A 15389-nucleotide genomic window follows, 5' to 3' on the forward strand; every position below is an offset into this window, starting at 1 on the left:
CACCCACGCGGTGTTCAGCCCGCCGCTTCCCCGCCCTTTCCGGTGGGGGAGCCGGCGGGCTTCCGCGTTCCCGGCACCACCGGCCGGCGCGCGGTACGGAACGGCCGCGGCGCCGCGGCACCCGGCCGGTCCGCCCCGGCCGCCCCCGGACGGTCCGCCACCGCCCGCTCCGCCGTCTCGTCCAGCGACAGGGCCCGCCCGAGCCGGAACGCCTCCTCGTACCCCTCCGCCCCCAGCTCCTCCACCGCCCGCCCCGCGCACAGCGCCCGCGGGCCGTCGAAGGAACCCGACCCGAAGAGCTGGATCCCCACCGCGTCCCACACCGACAGCGCCGCCCCCTGGAGCACCGCCGCCTCCGCCGCGTCGCCCTGGTCCACCGTGACCAGCGCCAGCAGCTCCACGGCCAGCACCAGCCCCACCAGGTCGCGGAAGAGGTGGTTGATCGTGACGCACTCCACCAGCAGCTCCCGCGCCTCCGGCAGCGCGCCCCGGGTCCACGCCGAGTACCCGAGCACGTAGAGCGCGTAGGCCCGCGACCACCGCTCCCCGCGCTCCTCGCAGACCTCCCGCACCTCCCGGCAGATCGCCGTCGCGCCCTCCAGGTCGCCCCGGAAGGCCCGCGCCATCGCCAGCTCCACCTGGCCCATCAGCACGTTGCTGTTCAGCTCGCCCAGCTCGCCGTACGCGTCCAGGGCCCGGCCCAGCAGCTCCTCGGCGCGCGGGAAGTCGTCCGAGAGCAGCGCCAGACAGCCCAGCCGGTGCGTCGCGTACGCCTCCGCCAGCCGGTTCCGCGAGGCCCGGGCCCGCTCCCGGCAGCTGTGCAGCGCCGCCACCGCCGCCGTCGGGTCGCCCTGGAGGACCGCCACGTAGCCCAGCACCCAGAGCGCCTTCAGCCGCGCCTCCTCGTGCCCCGACTCCAGCGCCAGCGCCCGGTCCAGCCAGTGCCGCCCCTCCGAGAGCCGGCCGCACCCCACCCACGCGAACCAGAGCGTCCCGGCCAGGTGCTGGGCCAGGTGCGCGTCGTCCGGCAGCTCCAGACAGAGGTCGAGGGCCGCCCGCAGGTTCGGGAGCGCCGCGGCCGTCCGGGCCGCCACCTCCGCCTGCCGGGGACTGAACCACTCCAGCTCGCACCAGGTGGCCAGGCCCATGTACCAGTCCCGGTGCCGCCGCCGCATCCGCTCGGTGTCCCCGAGCGCCGCCAGCCACTCGGCCCCGTACGCCGCCACCGTGTCCAGCATCCGGTAGCCCGGGCCCGCCGCCGTGTCCTCGCGGGTCACCAGCGACTGGGCCAGCAGACCGCCCAGCAGGTCGAGGACCGCCTCCTGCGGCAGGTCGGGGCCCCCGCACACGTACTCCACGGCCTCCAGGTCGAAGGGGCCGGCGAAGACCGAGAGCCGCGCCCACAGCAGTCGCTCCCGGGGCGTGCACAGCTCGTGGCTCCAGCCGATCGCGGTGCGCAGCGTCCGGTGGCGGGGCGGGACGCCGCGCCCGCCGTCGCCGAGCAGCCGGAAGCGGTCGTCCAGCCGGGCCAGGAGCTGCTCCACCGACAGCAGCGGCAGCCGCCCGGCGGCCAGTTCGAGCGCGAGCGGGATCCCGTCGAGCCGCCGGCACAGCTCCCGTACCGCCTCGTCCCGGGGGAGGGCGGGCGCGCCGGCCCGGGCCGCCCGCTCGGCGAGCAGCGCGAGCGCGTCCGGCTCGTCCATCGGGGCCAGCGCCAGCACGGCCTCGCCCGGCAGCCGCAGCGGCAGACGGCCGGCGGCCAGCACGGTCAGCCCCGGGGCCGCCGCGAGCAGCGCGTGGACGAGCGGGGCGGCCGCCTCCACCAGGTGCTCGAAGCCGTCGAGGACGAGCAGCAGCCTGCGGTCGGCGAGGTGCTCCACCAGCACCTCGCGGGGGGCGCGGAGCGTGTGGTCGGTCAGGCCGAGGGCCTCCACGAGGGCGTGCTCGATCAGACCGGGATCGCGCAGCGGCGCCAGCTCCGCGAGCCGGACCCCCTCGCCGTAGCGTTTCTGCACCGCCGCCGCGACCCTGAGGGCCAGCCGGGTCTTGCCCACCCCGCCCACGCCGAGGACCGTGACGAGACGGGACTCGCCCAGGAGCGCGGCCAGTTCGGCCTGCTCGCCGGCCCGTCCCACGAACCGGTTGGGCTCCGCCGGGAGATTGCTGCGTCGCATGGGACACGGAGCGTACTCATCCGCGCGCGCTCCGTACAATCTGATCGCGCAACTCCCGCCCCGCGGGCGGTAATGCGGTGCGGCGTCCCGGCCCCGGCGCGATAGGCTCGGGGAACGACTTTTCGCAGGACCCCAACGAACGATGACGACAGCAGAGAGCGGTGCTCAGTGACCGGTGGAGAGGTTGCCGGGATCCTGGTGGCCGTGTTCTGGGCGATCCTCGTCTCCTTCCTCGCCGTGGTGCTGGCGAGGCTGGCGCAGACGCTCAGGGCGACCACCCGGCTCGTGGCGGAGGTGACCGAGCAGGCCGTGCCCCTGCTCGCCGACGCGTCGGCGACCGTCCGCTCGGCCCAGACCCAGCTGGACCGGGTGGACGCCATCGCGTCCGACGTCCAGGAGGTCACCGCCAACGCCTCCGCGCTCTCGACGACCGTCGCCTCCACCTTCGGCGGCCCGCTCGTCAAGGTCGCCGCGTTCGGCTACGGGGTCCGCAGGGCGCTGGGCGGTCGCGGCCGGGACCGCGAGGAGGTGCCGCCCGCCACCGGGCGACGTACTGTGATCGTCGGCCGTACCGTGCCCCTGGCACGGCGCCGGAAGCAGAAGGGCCGATAGCCGCGATGTTCCGCCGCACGTTCTGGTTCACGGCCGGCGCAGCCGCCGGCGTCTGGGCCACCACCAAGGTCAACCGCAAGATCCAGCAGCTGACCCCCGAGAGCCTCGCGGCGCAGGCCGCGAACAAGGCGATCGACGCCGGCCACCGGCTCAAGGACTTCGCCCTCGACGTGAGGGCGGGCATGGCCCGGCGGGAGGCGGAGCTGGGCGAGGCGCTCGGCCTCGACGCACCGCCCCCCGGCGACCGGGAACTCCCGGAGCCCCGCGGCCGGGCCGCCCTCGGCCCCGCCCCGCACAAGACCACGACCACGTTCTCGGCGCGCCCGGCGCGCACGATCTCGTACAACCGGAATGAGGACCACTGATGGAGTCGGCTGAAATCCGCCGCCGCTGGCTGAGCTTCTTCGAGGAGCGCGGGCACACCGTCGTCCCTTCGGCGTCGCTCATCGCGGACGACCCGACTCTGCTGCTCGTCCCCGCCGGCATGGTGCCCTTCAAGCCCTACTTCCTGGGCGAGGTCAAGCCGCCCTTCACGCGCGCCTCCAGCGTGCAGAAGTGCGTGCGCACGCCGGACATCGAGGAGGTCGGCAAGACCACCCGGCACGGCACCTTCTTCCAGATGTGCGGCAACTTCTCCTTCGGCGACTACTTCAAGGAAGGCGCCATCAAGCTCGCCTGGGAGCTGCTGACCACCCCGGTGGAGCACGGCGGCTACGGGCTGGAGCCGGAGAAGCTCTGGATCACCGTCTACCTGGAGGACGACGAGGCCGAGCGCATCTGGCGCGACGTCGTCGGCGTCCCGGCCGAGCGCATCCAGCGCCTCGGCAAGAAGGACAACTACTGGTCGATGGGCGTTCCCGGCCCCTGCGGCCCCTGCTCCGAGATCAACTACGACCGCGGCCCCGAGTTCGGCGTCGAGGGCGGCCCGGCCGTCAACGACGAGCGGTACGTGGAGATCTGGAACCTCGTCTTCATGCAGTACGAGCGCGGCGAGGGCTCCGGCAAGGAGGACTTCCCGATCCTCGGCGAGCTGCCGTCGAAGAACATCGACACGGGCCTCGGCCTGGAGCGCCTGGCGATGATCCTCCAGGGCGTCCAGAACATGTACGAGACGGACACCCTCAAGGTCGTCATCGACAAGGCCACCGAGCTGACCGGCGTCGCCTACGGCAAGGCCCACGACAGCGACGTCTCGCTGCGCGTGGTCGCCGACCACATGCGCACCTCCGTCATGCTCATCGGCGACGGCGTCACCCCGGGCAACGAGGGCCGCGGCTACGTGCTCCGCCGCATCATGCGCCGCGCCGTCCGCAACATGCGCCTGCTCGGCGCCACCGGCCCGGTCGTCGGCGAGCTCGTCGACACGGTCATCAGGACCATGGGCGAGCAGTACCCGGAGCTGGAGACCGACCGCAAGCGCATCGAGACGGTCGCCCTCGCCGAGGAGGCCGCGTTCCTCAAGGCCCTCAAGGGCGGCACCAACATCCTCGACACCGCCGTCACCGAGACCAAGGCCGCCGGCGGCACGGTCCTCGCCGGCGAGAAGGCCTTCCTGCTCCACGACACCTGGGGCTTCCCGATCGACCTCACCCTGGAGATGGCCGCCGAGCAGGGCCTCTCCGTGGACGAGGACGGCTTCCGCCGCCTGATGAAGGAGCAGCGGGACCGCGCCAAGGCCGACGCCAAGGCCAAGAAGACCGGCCACGCCGACGTCTCCGCCTACCGCGAGATCGCCGACACCTCCGGCGCCACCCAGTTCACCGGCTACACCAACACCGAGGGCGAGTCCACGGTCGTCGGCCTGCTGGTGAACGGCGTCCCGTCGCCGGCCGCCTCCGAGGGCGACGAGGTCGAGGTCGTCCTCGACCGCACCCCCTTCTACGCCGAGGGCGGCGGCCAGATCGCCGACCAGGGCCGCATCCGGCTGCACTCCGGCGCCGTGATCGAGGTCCGCGACGTGCAGCAGCCCGTCCCCGGCGTCTCGGTGCACAAGGGTTCGGTGCAGGTCGGCGAGGTGACCGTGGGCTCCACCGCCTATGCCACCATCGACGTGCGCCGCCGGCAGGCCATCGCCCGCGCCCACTCGGCCACCCACCTCACCCACCAGGCGCTGCGCGACGCCCTCGGCCCGACGGCCGCCCAGGCCGGTTCCGAGAACCAGCCCGGCCGCTTCCGCTTCGACTTCGGTTCGCCGAACGCCGTCCCCGGCACGGTCCTGATGGACGTCGAGCAGAAGATCAACGAGGTCCTCTCGCGCGAGCTGGAGGTCCACGCCGAGGTCATGCCGATCAACGAGGCCAAGCGCCAGGGCGCCATCGCCGAGTTCGGCGAGAAGTACGGCGAGCAGGTCCGCGTCGTCACCATCGGCGACTTCTCCAAGGAGCTGTGCGGCGGCACGCACGTCGGCAACACCGCCCAGCTGGGCCTGGTGAAGCTGCTGGGCGAGTCCTCCATCGGTTCCGGCGTGCGCCGCATCGAGGCCCTGGTCGGCGTCGACGCGTACAACTTCCTCGCCAAGGAGCACACGGTCGTCGCCCAGCTCCAGGAGCTGGTCAAGGGCCGCTCGGAGGAGCTGCCGGAGAAGATCGCCACCATGCTCGGCAAGCTGAAGGACGCCGAGAAGGAGATCGAGAAGTTCCGCGCGGAGAAGGTCCTCCAGGCCGCCGCCGGTCTGGTCGACTCCGCCAAGGACATCCGCGGCCTCGCCCTCGTCACCGGCCAGGTGCCGGACGGCACCGGCGCCGACGACCTGCGCAAGCTGGTCCTCGACGTGCGCGGCCGCATCCCGTCCGACCGCCCGGCCGTCGTGGCCCTGTTCACCACGGCCAACGGCAAGCCGCTGACGGTCATCGCCACCAACGAGGCCGCCCGCGAGCGCGGCCTCAAGGCCGGCGAGCTGGTCCGCACGGCCGCCAAGACCCTCGGCGGCGGTGGCGGCGGCAAGCCGGACGTCGCCCAGGGCGGCGGCCAGAACCCGGAGGCCGTCGGCGAGGCCATCGCCGCCGTGGAGCGCCTCGTGGTGGAGACGGCGTGACGATGCGCCGCGGCCGCCGCATCGCGGTCGACGTCGGGGACGCCCGGATCGGGGTCGCCTCGTGCGACCCCGACGGGGTCCTCGCCACGCCGGTGGAGACCGTGCCGGGGCGTGACGTCCCGGCCGCCCACCGGCGGCTCCGCCAGATCGTGGCGGAGTACGAGCCGATCGAGGTCGTCGTGGGCCTGCCCCGCTCGCTCAGCGGGCGGGAGGGCCCGGCCGCCGCCAAGGTCCGGGCCTTCGCGAAGGAGATGGCGAAGGGCATCGCCCCGGTGCCGGTCCGACTGGTCGACGAGCGGATGACCACCGTGACGGCGACGCAGGGCCTGCGGGCCTCCGGCGTGAAGTCCAAGAAGGGCCGTGCCGTCATCGACCAGGCCGCCGCGGTGATCATCCTTCAGAACGCTCTTGAGTCCGAACGGGTATCAGGTAATCCGCCCGGCGAGGGCGTCGAAGCGATCATCTGATCGCGATACGGTAACGTTCCGCGCGATGTGGCGGTGTTCGAACAGCTGCCGCACTACGTAGAGGCGGATCGTCCGGAAGCCTCGCGGCTGTTTGGGGATCGATGACTGAGTATGGCCGGGGCCAGGGCTCCGAACCGTGGCACCCCACGGACCCCCTCTACGGGGACCAGGGGTGGGAAGGTCAGCAGCAGTACCAGCAGCCGCAGCAGGCGGCGCCGTACCCGCAGGGCGGTCAGGCCTACCAGGACCCGTACCAGCAGCAGGGCTACGGGCCCGACCCGTACCAGCAGCAGGCCGCGTACCAGCAGCAGTATCCCCAGCAGGGGTACGCCGACCCGCAGCAGGCGCAGGCGTACGGGCAGACCGGCTGGGACCAGGGCCCCCAGGGGCACCCGGGCCAGGGATACGACACGCCCGGGCAGTCCGGACAGCTGTACGACGGTGCCTACGACGGCAACTGGGAGACCGGCCAGGCCGCCATGGCCTACAACGCGCCGCCCGCCGATCCGTACGGCGGCCAGCAGCCCGACCTCTACGGCACGCCCGAGGCCTATCCGCCGCCGCAGCCCCCCGGCCGCCGGCAACAGCCCCCGGAGCCGGTCGTCGACTGGGCGCCGGAACCCGAGCCGGAGCCCGTACGCCCCGAGCCGGAGCCCGAGGAGTCGCACCCCTTCTTCACGGGCGACGACGACGAGGACGGCTACGAGGACGACGAGCCCGCCTCCCGCCGGGGCCGGGGCGGTCGCGGCGACGACCGCGACCGCGAGCGCCGCGGCAAGGAGAAGAAACGCAAGGGCAAGAACGGCGTGGCCTGCCTCGTCGTCGCCGCCGTCCTCGTCGGCGGTGTCGGCGGCATCGGCTACTTCGGCTACCAGTTCTGGCAGGGCAAGTTCGGCGAGGACCCCGACTTCGTGGGCACCGGCAGCGGCGAGGTCCAGGTCGAGATCCCCAAGGGCGCGTTCGGCAACGAGATCGGCAACATCCTCAAACAGGCCGGCGTCGTGAAGAGCGTCGACGCCTTCGTGGCGGCGCAGCAGAAGAACGCCAAGGGCAACTCGATCCAGGCCGGCGCCTACACCCTCAAGAAGGAGATGTCGGCGGAGAGCGCGGTCGCGCTGATGCTGGACCCGGCGAGCCAGGCCAACCTGATCATCCCCGAGGGCAAGCGCAACGCCTGGGTGTACGAGCAGATCGACACCCGCCTCAACCTCCCGCCCGGCAGCACGAAGGAGATCGCCTTCAAGCAGGCCGACTCCCTGGGCCTGCCGGACTGGGCGAAGAACCACGAGAACGTCAAGGACCCCCTGGAGGGCTTCCTCTTCCCGGCGAGCTACCCGGTCGCGAAGGGCGGCAAGCCCGAGGACGCCCTGAAGAAGATGGTCAGCCGGGCGAACGCGGAGTACACGAAGCTCGACCTGGCGGGACAGGCGAAGAAGCACGGCGTAGAGAACGCCTGGGAACTGCTCACCGTCGCGAGCCTCGTGCAGGCGGAGGGCAAGACCCACGACGACTTCCGCAAGATGGCGGAGGTCATCTACAACCGCCTCCAGCCGGACAACACGCAGACGAACGGGCTGTTGCAGTTCGACTCGGCCCTCAACTACCTGAAGGGCCAGTCCGAGATCAAGATCTCGGAGAAGGAGGCGAACACCAACAAGGACCCCTACAACACGTACACGAACGTGGGACTGCCGCCCGGCCCGATCGGCAACCCGGGCAACGAGGCGCTGGCCGCCATGCTCGATCCGACGAAGGACGGCTGGATGTACTTCGTCGCCACGGACGGCATGAACAAGACCGAGTTCTCCAAGACACTGACCGAGCACGAAAAGCTCAAGGAAAAGTTCAATGCCAACACGAACTAGCGGGACGGGCCGCCGCGCCGCCGTCCTCGGTTCGCCGATCGCCCACTCGCTCTCCCCGGTCCTGCACCGGGCCGCGTACGCGGAGCTGGGTCTGGACGACTGGTCCTACGAGCGCTTCGAGATCGACGAGGCGGCCCTGCCGGGCTTCGTCGCGGAGCTCGACCGCTCGTGGGCGGGCCTGTCGCTGACCATGCCGCTCAAGCGGGCGATCATCCCGCTGCTCGACGAGGTCAGCGAGACGGCGGCCTCCGTGGAGGCGGTGAACACGGTGGTCCTCCGCGAGGACGGCCGCCGGATCGGCGACAACACCGACATCCCCGGCATGATCGCGGCCCTGCGCGAGCGGGGCGTCGAGAAGACGGAGTCCGCGGCGATCCTCGGCGCGGGCGCCACCGCCTCCTCCGCGCTCGCCGCGCTGGCCCGCGTCTGCGCGGGCCCGGTCACCGCGTACGTCCGCAGCCAAGCCCGGGCGGCGGAAATGCGCGGCTGGGGCGAGCGCCTCGGCGTGGACGTCCGTACGGCCGCCTGGGACGACGCGGCGGAGGCGTTCGCCGCGCCGCTGGTGATCGCCACGACCCCGGCCGGTACGACCGACACACTGGCCGCGGCCGTCCCCGACCGTCCCGGCACCCTCTTCGACGTCCTCTACGACCCCTGGCCCACCGCCCTCGCGGCCGCCTGGTCCGGCCGGGGCGGCGAGATCGTCGGCGGCCTCGACCTCCTGGTCCACCAGGCGGTCCTCCAGGTCGAACAGATGACGGGCGTCCCCCGGGCCCCCCTGGCTGCCATGCGCGCCGCCGGCGAGGCAGCCCTCGCCGCACGCTGACCTCGCTTACGCGAGCGGTCATTTCTGGTCGTCACCGTGACCAATTTCTTATCGGTGGCGGTGACGAGTGATCGCTAGGTTCCCCCTGATCGCACGGCCTCAGGCGCCGTGCTCCAGGGAGGAACAGTGCGCAGGTCCATATCCCGCGGTCTGGCGGCGCTCGCCGTCGCCTTCGGCACCGTGCTCGCGACGGGTGGCACCGCCAACGCGGCCATCTCCGACGGCGCGGCGGTCTCGGCCTGCGGGTCGAGCTACTACGTGCAGCGCAAGGCGACCATCGGATGGGGGCAGACGGTGACGGTCTTCCTCCTCTACAGCGCGTCCACGAAGAAGAACTGCGTCGTGACGATGAAGCACCCGGACATGGGCGTCGTCTACGGCTACCCGACAGAGCTCAGCGCCGGCATCCAGGCCGAAGGCGGCAGCTGGATCATCGATCGTGACGAGTACAAGTACTACGCGGGCCCTGTCTATCTCTACGCTCCGGGCAAGTGCGTTCGCTTCTCCGCCTACTACGAGGAGTCCGGTGCGGGAGGCACCCACGACATCAACTACACCAGCCCCTGGGGCAACTGCGGCTGATCTCCGCGCCGCCCGGACACGCGGGGCCGCCCGTGCGACGCGCGGGCGGCCGGGCGGCCCCGCTCCCGTGCCCGTCCGCAGACCGGACAGGTGCCGGATCCACGCCCCGGACGTGGGAGGATCGAGGGTGGCGGGTCAGGGCCGCGCGCCCGGTCCTGCCGTCGCAGTGCCCAGGCGCGAGCATGAGGAGCATCGTTGAGCAGGTTGCGTTGGCTGACCGCTGGGGAATCCCACGGACCCGCGCTGGTCGCGACGCTGGAGGGTCTTCCCGCCGGCGTCCCGGTCACCACTGAGCTGGTGGCGGACCACCTCGCGCGGCGGCGCCTCGGCTATGGGCGCGGCGCCCGGATGAAGTTCGAGCAGGACGAGGTCACCTTCCTCGGCGGCGTCCGGCACGGGCTGTCGCTGGGTTCGCCGATCGCCGTGATGGTCGGGAACACCGAGTGGCCCAAGTGGGAGAAGGTCATGTCGGCCGACCCGGTCGACCCCTCGGAGCTCAAGGAGACCGGCCGCAACGCGCCGCTGACCCGGCCCCGGCCCGGTCACGCCGACCTCGCCGGCATGCAGAAGTACGGCTTCGACGAGGCCCGGCCGATCCTGGAGCGCGCCAGCGCCCGGGAGACCGCCGCCCGCGTCGCCCTCGGCGCCGTCGCCCGGTCCTTCCTCAAGGAGGCCGCCGGCATCGAGATCGTCAGCCACGTGGTCGAGCTGGCCTCGGCCAAGGCGCCGTACGGCGTGTACCCGGTCCCCGCCGACGTCGAGAAGCTCGACGCCGACCCGGTCCGCTGCCTCGACGCCGACGCGTCGAAGGCGATGGTCGCCGAGATCGACCAGGCCCACAAGGACGGCGACACCCTCGGCGGCGTCGTCGAGGTCCTCGCCTACGGCGTGCCCGTCGGCCTCGGTTCGCACGTCCACTGGGACCGCCGCCTCGACGCCCGGCTCGCCGCCGCGCTCATGGGCATCCAGGCCATCAAGGGCGTCGAGGTCGGCGACGGCTTCGACCTCGCCCGGGTGCCCGGCTCCCAGGCCCACGACGAGATCGTGAGGACCGACGAGGGCATCAAGCGCACCTCCGGCCGCTCCGGCGGCACCGAGGGCGGTCTCACCACCGGCGAACTGCTGCGCGTCCGCGCCGCCATGAAGCCGATCGCGACCGTCCCGCGCGCGCTCGCCACCGTCGACGTCGCCACCGGCGAGGCCGCCGCGGCCCACCACCAGCGCTCCGACGTCTGCGCCGTCCCGGCCGCCGGCATCGTCGCCGAGGCCATGGTCGCCCTCGTCCTCGCCGACGCCGTCCTGGAGAAGTTCGGCGGCGACTCGGTCCCCGAGACCCGCCGCAACGTCCAGGGCTACGTCGACAACCTGCGCATCCGGTGACCGGCGGCCCCCTGGTCGTCCTCGTCGGCCCGATGGGCTCCGGCAAGTCCACGGTGGGCGCGCTCCTGGCCGAACGGCTCGGCGCGCCCTACCGGGACACCGACGCCGACATCGTCGCCGTCGAGGGCCGCGAGATCTCCGACATCTTCGTCGAGGACGGGGAGGAGCGCTTCCGCGCCCTGGAGAAGGCCGCCGTGGCGAAGGCCCTCGCCGAGCACGAGGGCGTCCTCGCCCTCGGCGGCGGCGCGGTCCTCGACGCCGGCACCCGCGCCCTGCTGGCCGGGCGGCCCGTCGCGTACCTCTCGATGGACGTCGAGGAGGCCGTGCGGCGGGTCGGGCTCGGCGCGGCCCGGCCGCTGCTCGCGGTCAACCCGCGCCGCCAGTGGCGGGAGCTGATGGACGCCCGCCGTCCCCTGTACGAAGAAGTCGCGCGCGTCGTGGTCGCCACCGACGCCCGCACCCCCGAAGAGGTCGCCGCGGCGGTCCTCGACGCACTGGAGCTGAAGGACGCATGAGCACGGACCAGGAAGTGACCCGCATCCACGTCGGCGGCAGCGCGGGCACGGATCCGTACGAGGTGCTGGTCGGCCGGCAGCTGCTCGGCGAACTGCCCGCCCTCATCGGCGACAAGGCCAAGCGGGTCGCGGTCATCCACCCCGAGGCGCTCGCCGAGACCGGTGAGGCGCTCCGCGAGGACCTCGCGGAGCAGGGGTACGAGGCCGTCGCCATCCAGGTGCCCAACGCGGAGGAGGCGAAGACCGCCGAGGTCGCCGCCTACTGCTGGAAGGCCCTCGGCCAGACCGGCTTCACCCGCACCGACGTCATTGTCGGCGTCGGCGGCGGCGCCACCACCGACCTGGCCGGCTTCGTCGCCGCGACCTGGCTGCGCGGCGTCCGCTGGGTCGCCGTGCCCACCACCGTCCTCGGCATGGTCGACGCGGCCGTCGGCGGCAAGACCGGCATCAACACCGCCGAGGGCAAGAACCTCGTCGGCGCCTTCCACCCGCCGGCCGGCGTCCTGTGCGACCTCGCCGCGCTGGACTCGCTGCCGGTGCACGACTTCGTCAGCGGCCTCGCCGAGATCATCAAGACCGGCTTCATCGCCGACCCGGTGATCCTCGACCTCATCGAGGAGGACCCGCAGGCCGCCCGGACGCCCGAAGGCCCGCACACCGCCGAGCTGATCGTCCGCTCGATCCGGGTGAAGGCCGACGTGGTCTCCGGCGACCTCAAGGAGTCCGGCCGCCGCGAGATCCTGAACTACGGCCACACCCTCGCGCACGCCATCGAGAAGAACGAGCGGTACAAGTGGCGCCACGGCGCCGCCGTCTCCGTCGGCATGGTCTTCGCCGCCGAGCTGGCCCGCCTCGCCGGCCGCCTCGACGACGCCACCGCCGACCGGCACCGCGCCGTCCTGGAGTCCGTCGGCCTGCCGCTCACCTACCGCGGCGACCAGTGGCCCAAGCTCCTGGAGACGATGAAGGTGGACAAGAAGTCCCGCGGCGACCTGCTGCGCTTCATCGTCCTCGACGGGCTCGCCAAGCCGTCCGTCCTGGAGGGCCCCGACCCGGCCGTCCTCGTCGCCGCCTACGGGGAGCTCTCCGCGTGAGCGGGGCGCGCCGCGTGCTGGTCCTGAACGGGCCGAACCTCGGCCGGCTCGGCTCGCGCGAGCCCGACGTCTACGGCGCCACCTCCTACCAGGGGCTCGTCGAGTCCTGCCGGGAGCTGGGCACCGAGCTCGGCTTCGACGTCGAGGTCCGCGAGACCAACGACGAGGGCGAGATGATCCGCTGGCTCCACGAGGCGGCCGACGGGCGGGTGCCGGTGGTGCTCAACCCGGGCGCCTTCACCCACTACTCGTACGGGATGCGGGACGCGGCGGCGCAGCGCACCGCCCCGCTGATCGAGGTGCACATCTCGAACCCGTACACCCGCGAGGAGTTCCGGCACACCTCGGTGGTGGCCGCCGTGGCGACCGGCACGATCGCCGGCTTCGGCATCGGCTCCTACCGGCTCGCGCTGCGCGCGCTCGCCGAGGAGGTCGCCGCCGACGGCAGGGGCTGAACGGGCGTACGCGGAACCAGGGGCGGCTGCCGGCACGGCGGCCGCCCCTCCGCGGATGCCCGCGACGACCCGCGGGGCGGCGTCCTCGGGGACGGGCACTTTCGACAGGGTCCCGCCCGTTCCCCGAGCGGGGGGACGGGGCGGTAACGTTTTGGCATCCCCGGGCGACCGCAGCGGGGGCCGACGGCGGCACCGGACCGGCCGCCCTCACCGACCTACGAGGCCGACGAGACGGAGTGGCACCGGATGCAGCACGCAGTGGGGGGACCGCTGCCCTCGCCCGAGCAGCCGGGCCGGGAGCCCGGCCCGGCCCCGGCGGGCGGGCACGGCCCCGTGCCCCCGCCCCCGCCCCCGCCCCCGCAGGCGGCGCCCTACCCGGGACCGCCGTCCGGCACGCCCGGGAGTCGGCTGGGGGTGCACCCCGCCGTCCAGCCCGGGCCGCCCCCGGCGCCCGGCGGAGCCGGCTGGGGCGCCGCCCCCGGAGCCGTACCGCCGCACGCGGGCGGCGGCGCGCCCGGACACGGCGGTGCGGCCCCGGCCGCCCCGCACGCCCCCGGCTCCCCGCACGCCACCGGGGCGGTGCCGCTGCTGCCTCCGGTGCCGGTGGTGGAGCACCGGCCGGGCACCGGGGCCGCCACCCTCGCCGTGCTGCTCATCGGGCCCGCCGGCGCGGGCAAGACGACGGTCGCCCGGCACTGGGCGCGCCGCCGGCCCGTCCCCACCGCCCACATCAGCCTCGACGACGTGCGGGAATGGGTGTGCTCCGGCTTCGCCGACCCCCAGTCGGGGTGGAACGAGCACTCCGAGGCGCAGTACCGGCTCGCCCGCCGCACCTGCGGCTTCGCCGCCCGCAACTTCCTCGCCAACGGCATCTCCTGCATCCTCGACGACGCCGTCTTCCCCGACCGTCCCGTCGTCGGCCTCGGCGGCTGGAAGCGGCACGTCGGCCCCGGCCTGCTGCCGGTGGTCCTGCTGCCCGGCCTGGAGGTCGTCCTGGAGCGCAACGCCCAGCGCGCCGGCAACCGCCGCCTCTCCGACGAGGAGGTCGCCGCGATCCACGGCCGGATGGCGGGCTGGTACGGCTCCGGGCTCCCGATCATCGACAACTCCGCGCTCGACGTGGAGTCCACCGCCCGGCTCATCGACGAGGCACTGGCCCGCGCGATAGCCGCGCCGCCCGGCGGCTGACCGGGCGGCCCTCCCCGGTCGGACCCCGCCGACAGGCCGGGGCGGGGCCCGGCTCGTAGGCTCGGAACATGTCACAGGTGTATGCGGACCGCCGGGTCAGACTGCGCGACCGGGTCGCGGCAGCGGGCAGCGCGGCGGCCCTGGTGTCCCGCCCCGCCAACGTCCGTTACCTCGCGGGCGGCGCCCCGCCGGGCGCCGTGCTGCTCGTCGGCCCCGACCCCGGCGCGGACCTGCTGATCCGTCCGCCCGCGACCGAGGGCGAGCCCCTCGACGGGCGGCTCGACGAACTGCTCCGGCAGCAGCAACTCCCGCTCGGCGGCGGGGATCCGGCCGTCGCCGCGGCCGAACTGGCCCGCCGCTCCGGCGCCGACGGACTCGCCGTCGAGGAGCACGACCTCACGGTGGCCCGCCACCGCAGCCTCGGCGCCGCCGCGCCCGGACTCCGCCTCGCCGACCTCGCCTGCGCCGTCGAACAGCTCCGGGTGGTCAAGGACGAGGACGAGATCGCCTGTCTGCGGATCGCCGCCGAGATCGCCGACCAGGCCCTCGGGGAACTCCTGGAGTCCATCCTCGTCGGCCGCACCGAGCGCCACCTCGCGCTCGAACTGGAGCGGCGGCTGGTCGACCACGGCGCCGACGGGGCCGCCTTCCCCACCTCCGTCGCCACCGGGCCGCACTCCGGCCGGCGCGGCCACCGGCCCACCGACCGCAGGGTCGAGGAGGGCGACTTCCTCTCCGTCTGTCTCGGCGCGGACTACCGCGGCTACCGTTGCGAGATCGGCCGGACCTTCGTCATCGGCACCGCGCCCGCCGACTGGCAGATCGACCTCTACGACCTCGTCTTCGCCGCCCAGAAGGCCGGCCGGGAGTCCCTGGTGCCCGGCGCCGGGTACCGTGACGTGGACCGCGCGGCCCGCCACATCCTCGACGCCGCGGGCCACGCGGAGACCGCCGTTCCCCTCACCGGACACGGGGTGGGGCTCGAAATCGACGAGGACCCGCAGTTGTCCCCCTCGGCCATGGGTAAACTGGACGCTTGTGTGCCGGTCACCGTCGAACCGGGGGTCCACCTCCCGGGCCGGGGCGGGGTCCGGATCGATGACACGCTCGTCGTGCGCCAGGAGGCGGACGGCGGACCCGAGCTACTCACCATCACGACCAAGGAGCTGCTCGCGCTGTGAGGCGCGCAGGCCCCCT

At 73.5% G+C, this 15389-nt stretch carries 14 protein-coding genes; 13 read left to right on the forward strand and 1 reads right to left on the reverse strand.

Going from position 1 to position 15389, the window contains the following annotated elements; genetic code table 11:
• Positions 1-14 precede the first annotated feature (14 nt).
• Positions 15-2174 (reverse strand): regulator, encoded by a 2160-nt coding sequence (locus tag ACFW6A_RS14595; protein ID WP_351853671.1) that lies wholly within the window; start codon positions 2172-2174, stop codon positions 15-17.
• Positions 2175-2342: 168 nt separating this feature from the next.
• Between ACFW6A_RS14595 and ACFW6A_RS14600 the strand changes: the two genes are divergently transcribed.
• The 13 genes from ACFW6A_RS14600 to ACFW6A_RS14660 all read left to right on the forward strand — a co-directional run bounded on the left by ACFW6A_RS14600 (position 2343) and on the right by ACFW6A_RS14660 (position 15373).
• Positions 2343-2786: a DUF948 domain-containing protein gene (locus ACFW6A_RS14600; protein ID WP_351853669.1), complete on the forward strand. Its 444-nt coding sequence runs from the start codon at positions 2343-2345 to the stop codon at positions 2784-2786.
• 5 nt (positions 2787-2791) lie between these two features.
• Complete coding sequence (locus ACFW6A_RS14605; protein ID WP_386484027.1) at positions 2792-3151, forward strand: DUF6167 family protein; 360 nt, start codon at positions 2792-2794, stop codon at positions 3149-3151.
• Entirely contained in the window at positions 3151-5820 is a 2670-nt protein-coding gene (alaS, locus tag ACFW6A_RS14610) for an alanine--tRNA ligase (protein ID WP_351853663.1), read from the forward strand. The genes ACFW6A_RS14605 and alaS overlap by 1 nt, the downstream gene beginning before the upstream one ends.
• Before the next feature lie 2 nt (positions 5821-5822).
• A complete protein-coding gene (ruvX, locus tag ACFW6A_RS14615) occupies positions 5823-6287 on the forward strand; it encodes a Holliday junction resolvase RuvX (RefSeq protein ID WP_351853709.1) in 465 nt (154 codons plus the stop codon).
• Positions 6288-6388: 101 nt separating this feature from the next.
• A complete protein-coding gene (mltG, locus tag ACFW6A_RS14620) occupies positions 6389-8152 on the forward strand; it encodes an endolytic transglycosylase MltG (protein WP_386640779.1) in 1764 nt (587 codons plus the stop codon).
• Positions 8136-8978: a shikimate dehydrogenase gene (locus tag ACFW6A_RS14625; protein WP_351853658.1), complete on the forward strand. Its 843-nt coding sequence runs from the start codon at positions 8136-8138 to the stop codon at positions 8976-8978. Before mltG ends, ACFW6A_RS14625 begins: the two co-directional genes overlap by 17 nt.
• A gap of 126 nt (positions 8979-9104) precedes the next feature.
• Positions 9105-9560 carry a serine/threonine protein kinase gene (locus ACFW6A_RS14630; RefSeq protein ID WP_351853656.1) on the forward strand — a complete coding sequence of 152 codons (456 nt, stop codon included), beginning with the start codon at positions 9105-9107 and terminating at the stop codon, positions 9558-9560.
• A gap of 195 nt (positions 9561-9755) precedes the next feature.
• Positions 9756-10940 carry a chorismate synthase gene (gene aroC, locus ACFW6A_RS14635; RefSeq protein WP_351853653.1) on the forward strand — a complete coding sequence of 395 codons (1185 nt, stop codon included), beginning with the start codon at positions 9756-9758 and terminating at the stop codon, positions 10938-10940.
• Positions 10937-11455 (forward strand): shikimate kinase, encoded by a 519-nt coding sequence (locus tag ACFW6A_RS14640; RefSeq protein WP_386640783.1) that lies wholly within the window; start codon positions 10937-10939, stop codon positions 11453-11455. Before aroC ends, ACFW6A_RS14640 begins: the two co-directional genes overlap by 4 nt.
• A complete protein-coding gene (gene aroB / locus ACFW6A_RS14645) occupies positions 11452-12549 on the forward strand; it encodes a 3-dehydroquinate synthase (protein ID WP_351853648.1) in 1098 nt (365 codons plus the stop codon). The genes ACFW6A_RS14640 and aroB overlap by 4 nt, the downstream gene beginning before the upstream one ends.
• Complete coding sequence (aroQ, locus tag ACFW6A_RS14650; protein ID WP_351853645.1) at positions 12546-13004, forward strand: type II 3-dehydroquinate dehydratase; 459 nt, start codon at positions 12546-12548, stop codon at positions 13002-13004. The genes aroB and aroQ overlap by 4 nt, the downstream gene beginning before the upstream one ends.
• 246 nt (positions 13005-13250) lie before the next feature.
• Entirely contained in the window at positions 13251-14192 is a 942-nt protein-coding gene (locus ACFW6A_RS14655) for an AAA family ATPase (protein WP_386640786.1), read from the forward strand.
• 68 nt (positions 14193-14260) lie between these two features.
• Positions 14261-15373, forward strand: coding sequence for a M24 family metallopeptidase (locus tag ACFW6A_RS14660; RefSeq protein ID WP_351844239.1), 1113 nt, complete (start codon positions 14261-14263; stop codon positions 15371-15373).
• Positions 15374-15389: the final 16 nt, after the last annotated feature.

Source organism: Streptomyces sp. NPDC058758 (genome assembly GCF_042746075.1).
Taxonomy (GTDB): Bacteria; Actinomycetota; Actinomycetes; order Streptomycetales; family Streptomycetaceae; genus Streptomyces.

What these genes read in the sequence shown, in the direction of transcription:
- ACFW6A_RS14660 (WP_351844239.1), top strand. Translation starts at nt 14,261, where the DNA reads ATGTCACAGGTGTATGCGGACCGCCGGGTCAGACTGCGCGACCGGGTC.
- ACFW6A_RS14625 (WP_351853658.1), top strand. Translation starts at nt 8,136, where the DNA reads ATGCCAACACGAACTAGCGGGACGGGCCGCCGCGCCGCCGTCCTCGGT.
- ruvX (WP_351853709.1), top strand. Translation starts at nt 5,823, where the DNA reads ATGCGCCGCGGCCGCCGCATCGCGGTCGACGTCGGGGACGCCCGGATC.
- ACFW6A_RS14655 (WP_386640786.1), top strand. Translation starts at nt 13,251, where the DNA reads ATGCAGCACGCAGTGGGGGGACCGCTGCCCTCGCCCGAGCAGCCGGGC.
- mltG (WP_386640779.1), top strand. Translation starts at nt 6,389, where the DNA reads ATGACTGAGTATGGCCGGGGCCAGGGCTCCGAACCGTGGCACCCCACG.
- aroB (WP_351853648.1), top strand. Translation starts at nt 11,452, where the DNA reads ATGAGCACGGACCAGGAAGTGACCCGCATCCACGTCGGCGGCAGCGCG.
- ACFW6A_RS14605 (WP_386484027.1), top strand. Translation starts at nt 2,792, where the DNA reads ATGTTCCGCCGCACGTTCTGGTTCACGGCCGGCGCAGCCGCCGGCGTC.
- ACFW6A_RS14595 (WP_351853671.1), bottom strand. Translation starts at nt 2,174, where the DNA reads ATGCGACGCAGCAATCTCCCGGCGGAGCCCAACCGGTTCGTGGGACGG.
- alaS (WP_351853663.1), top strand. Translation starts at nt 3,151, where the DNA reads ATGGAGTCGGCTGAAATCCGCCGCCGCTGGCTGAGCTTCTTCGAGGAG.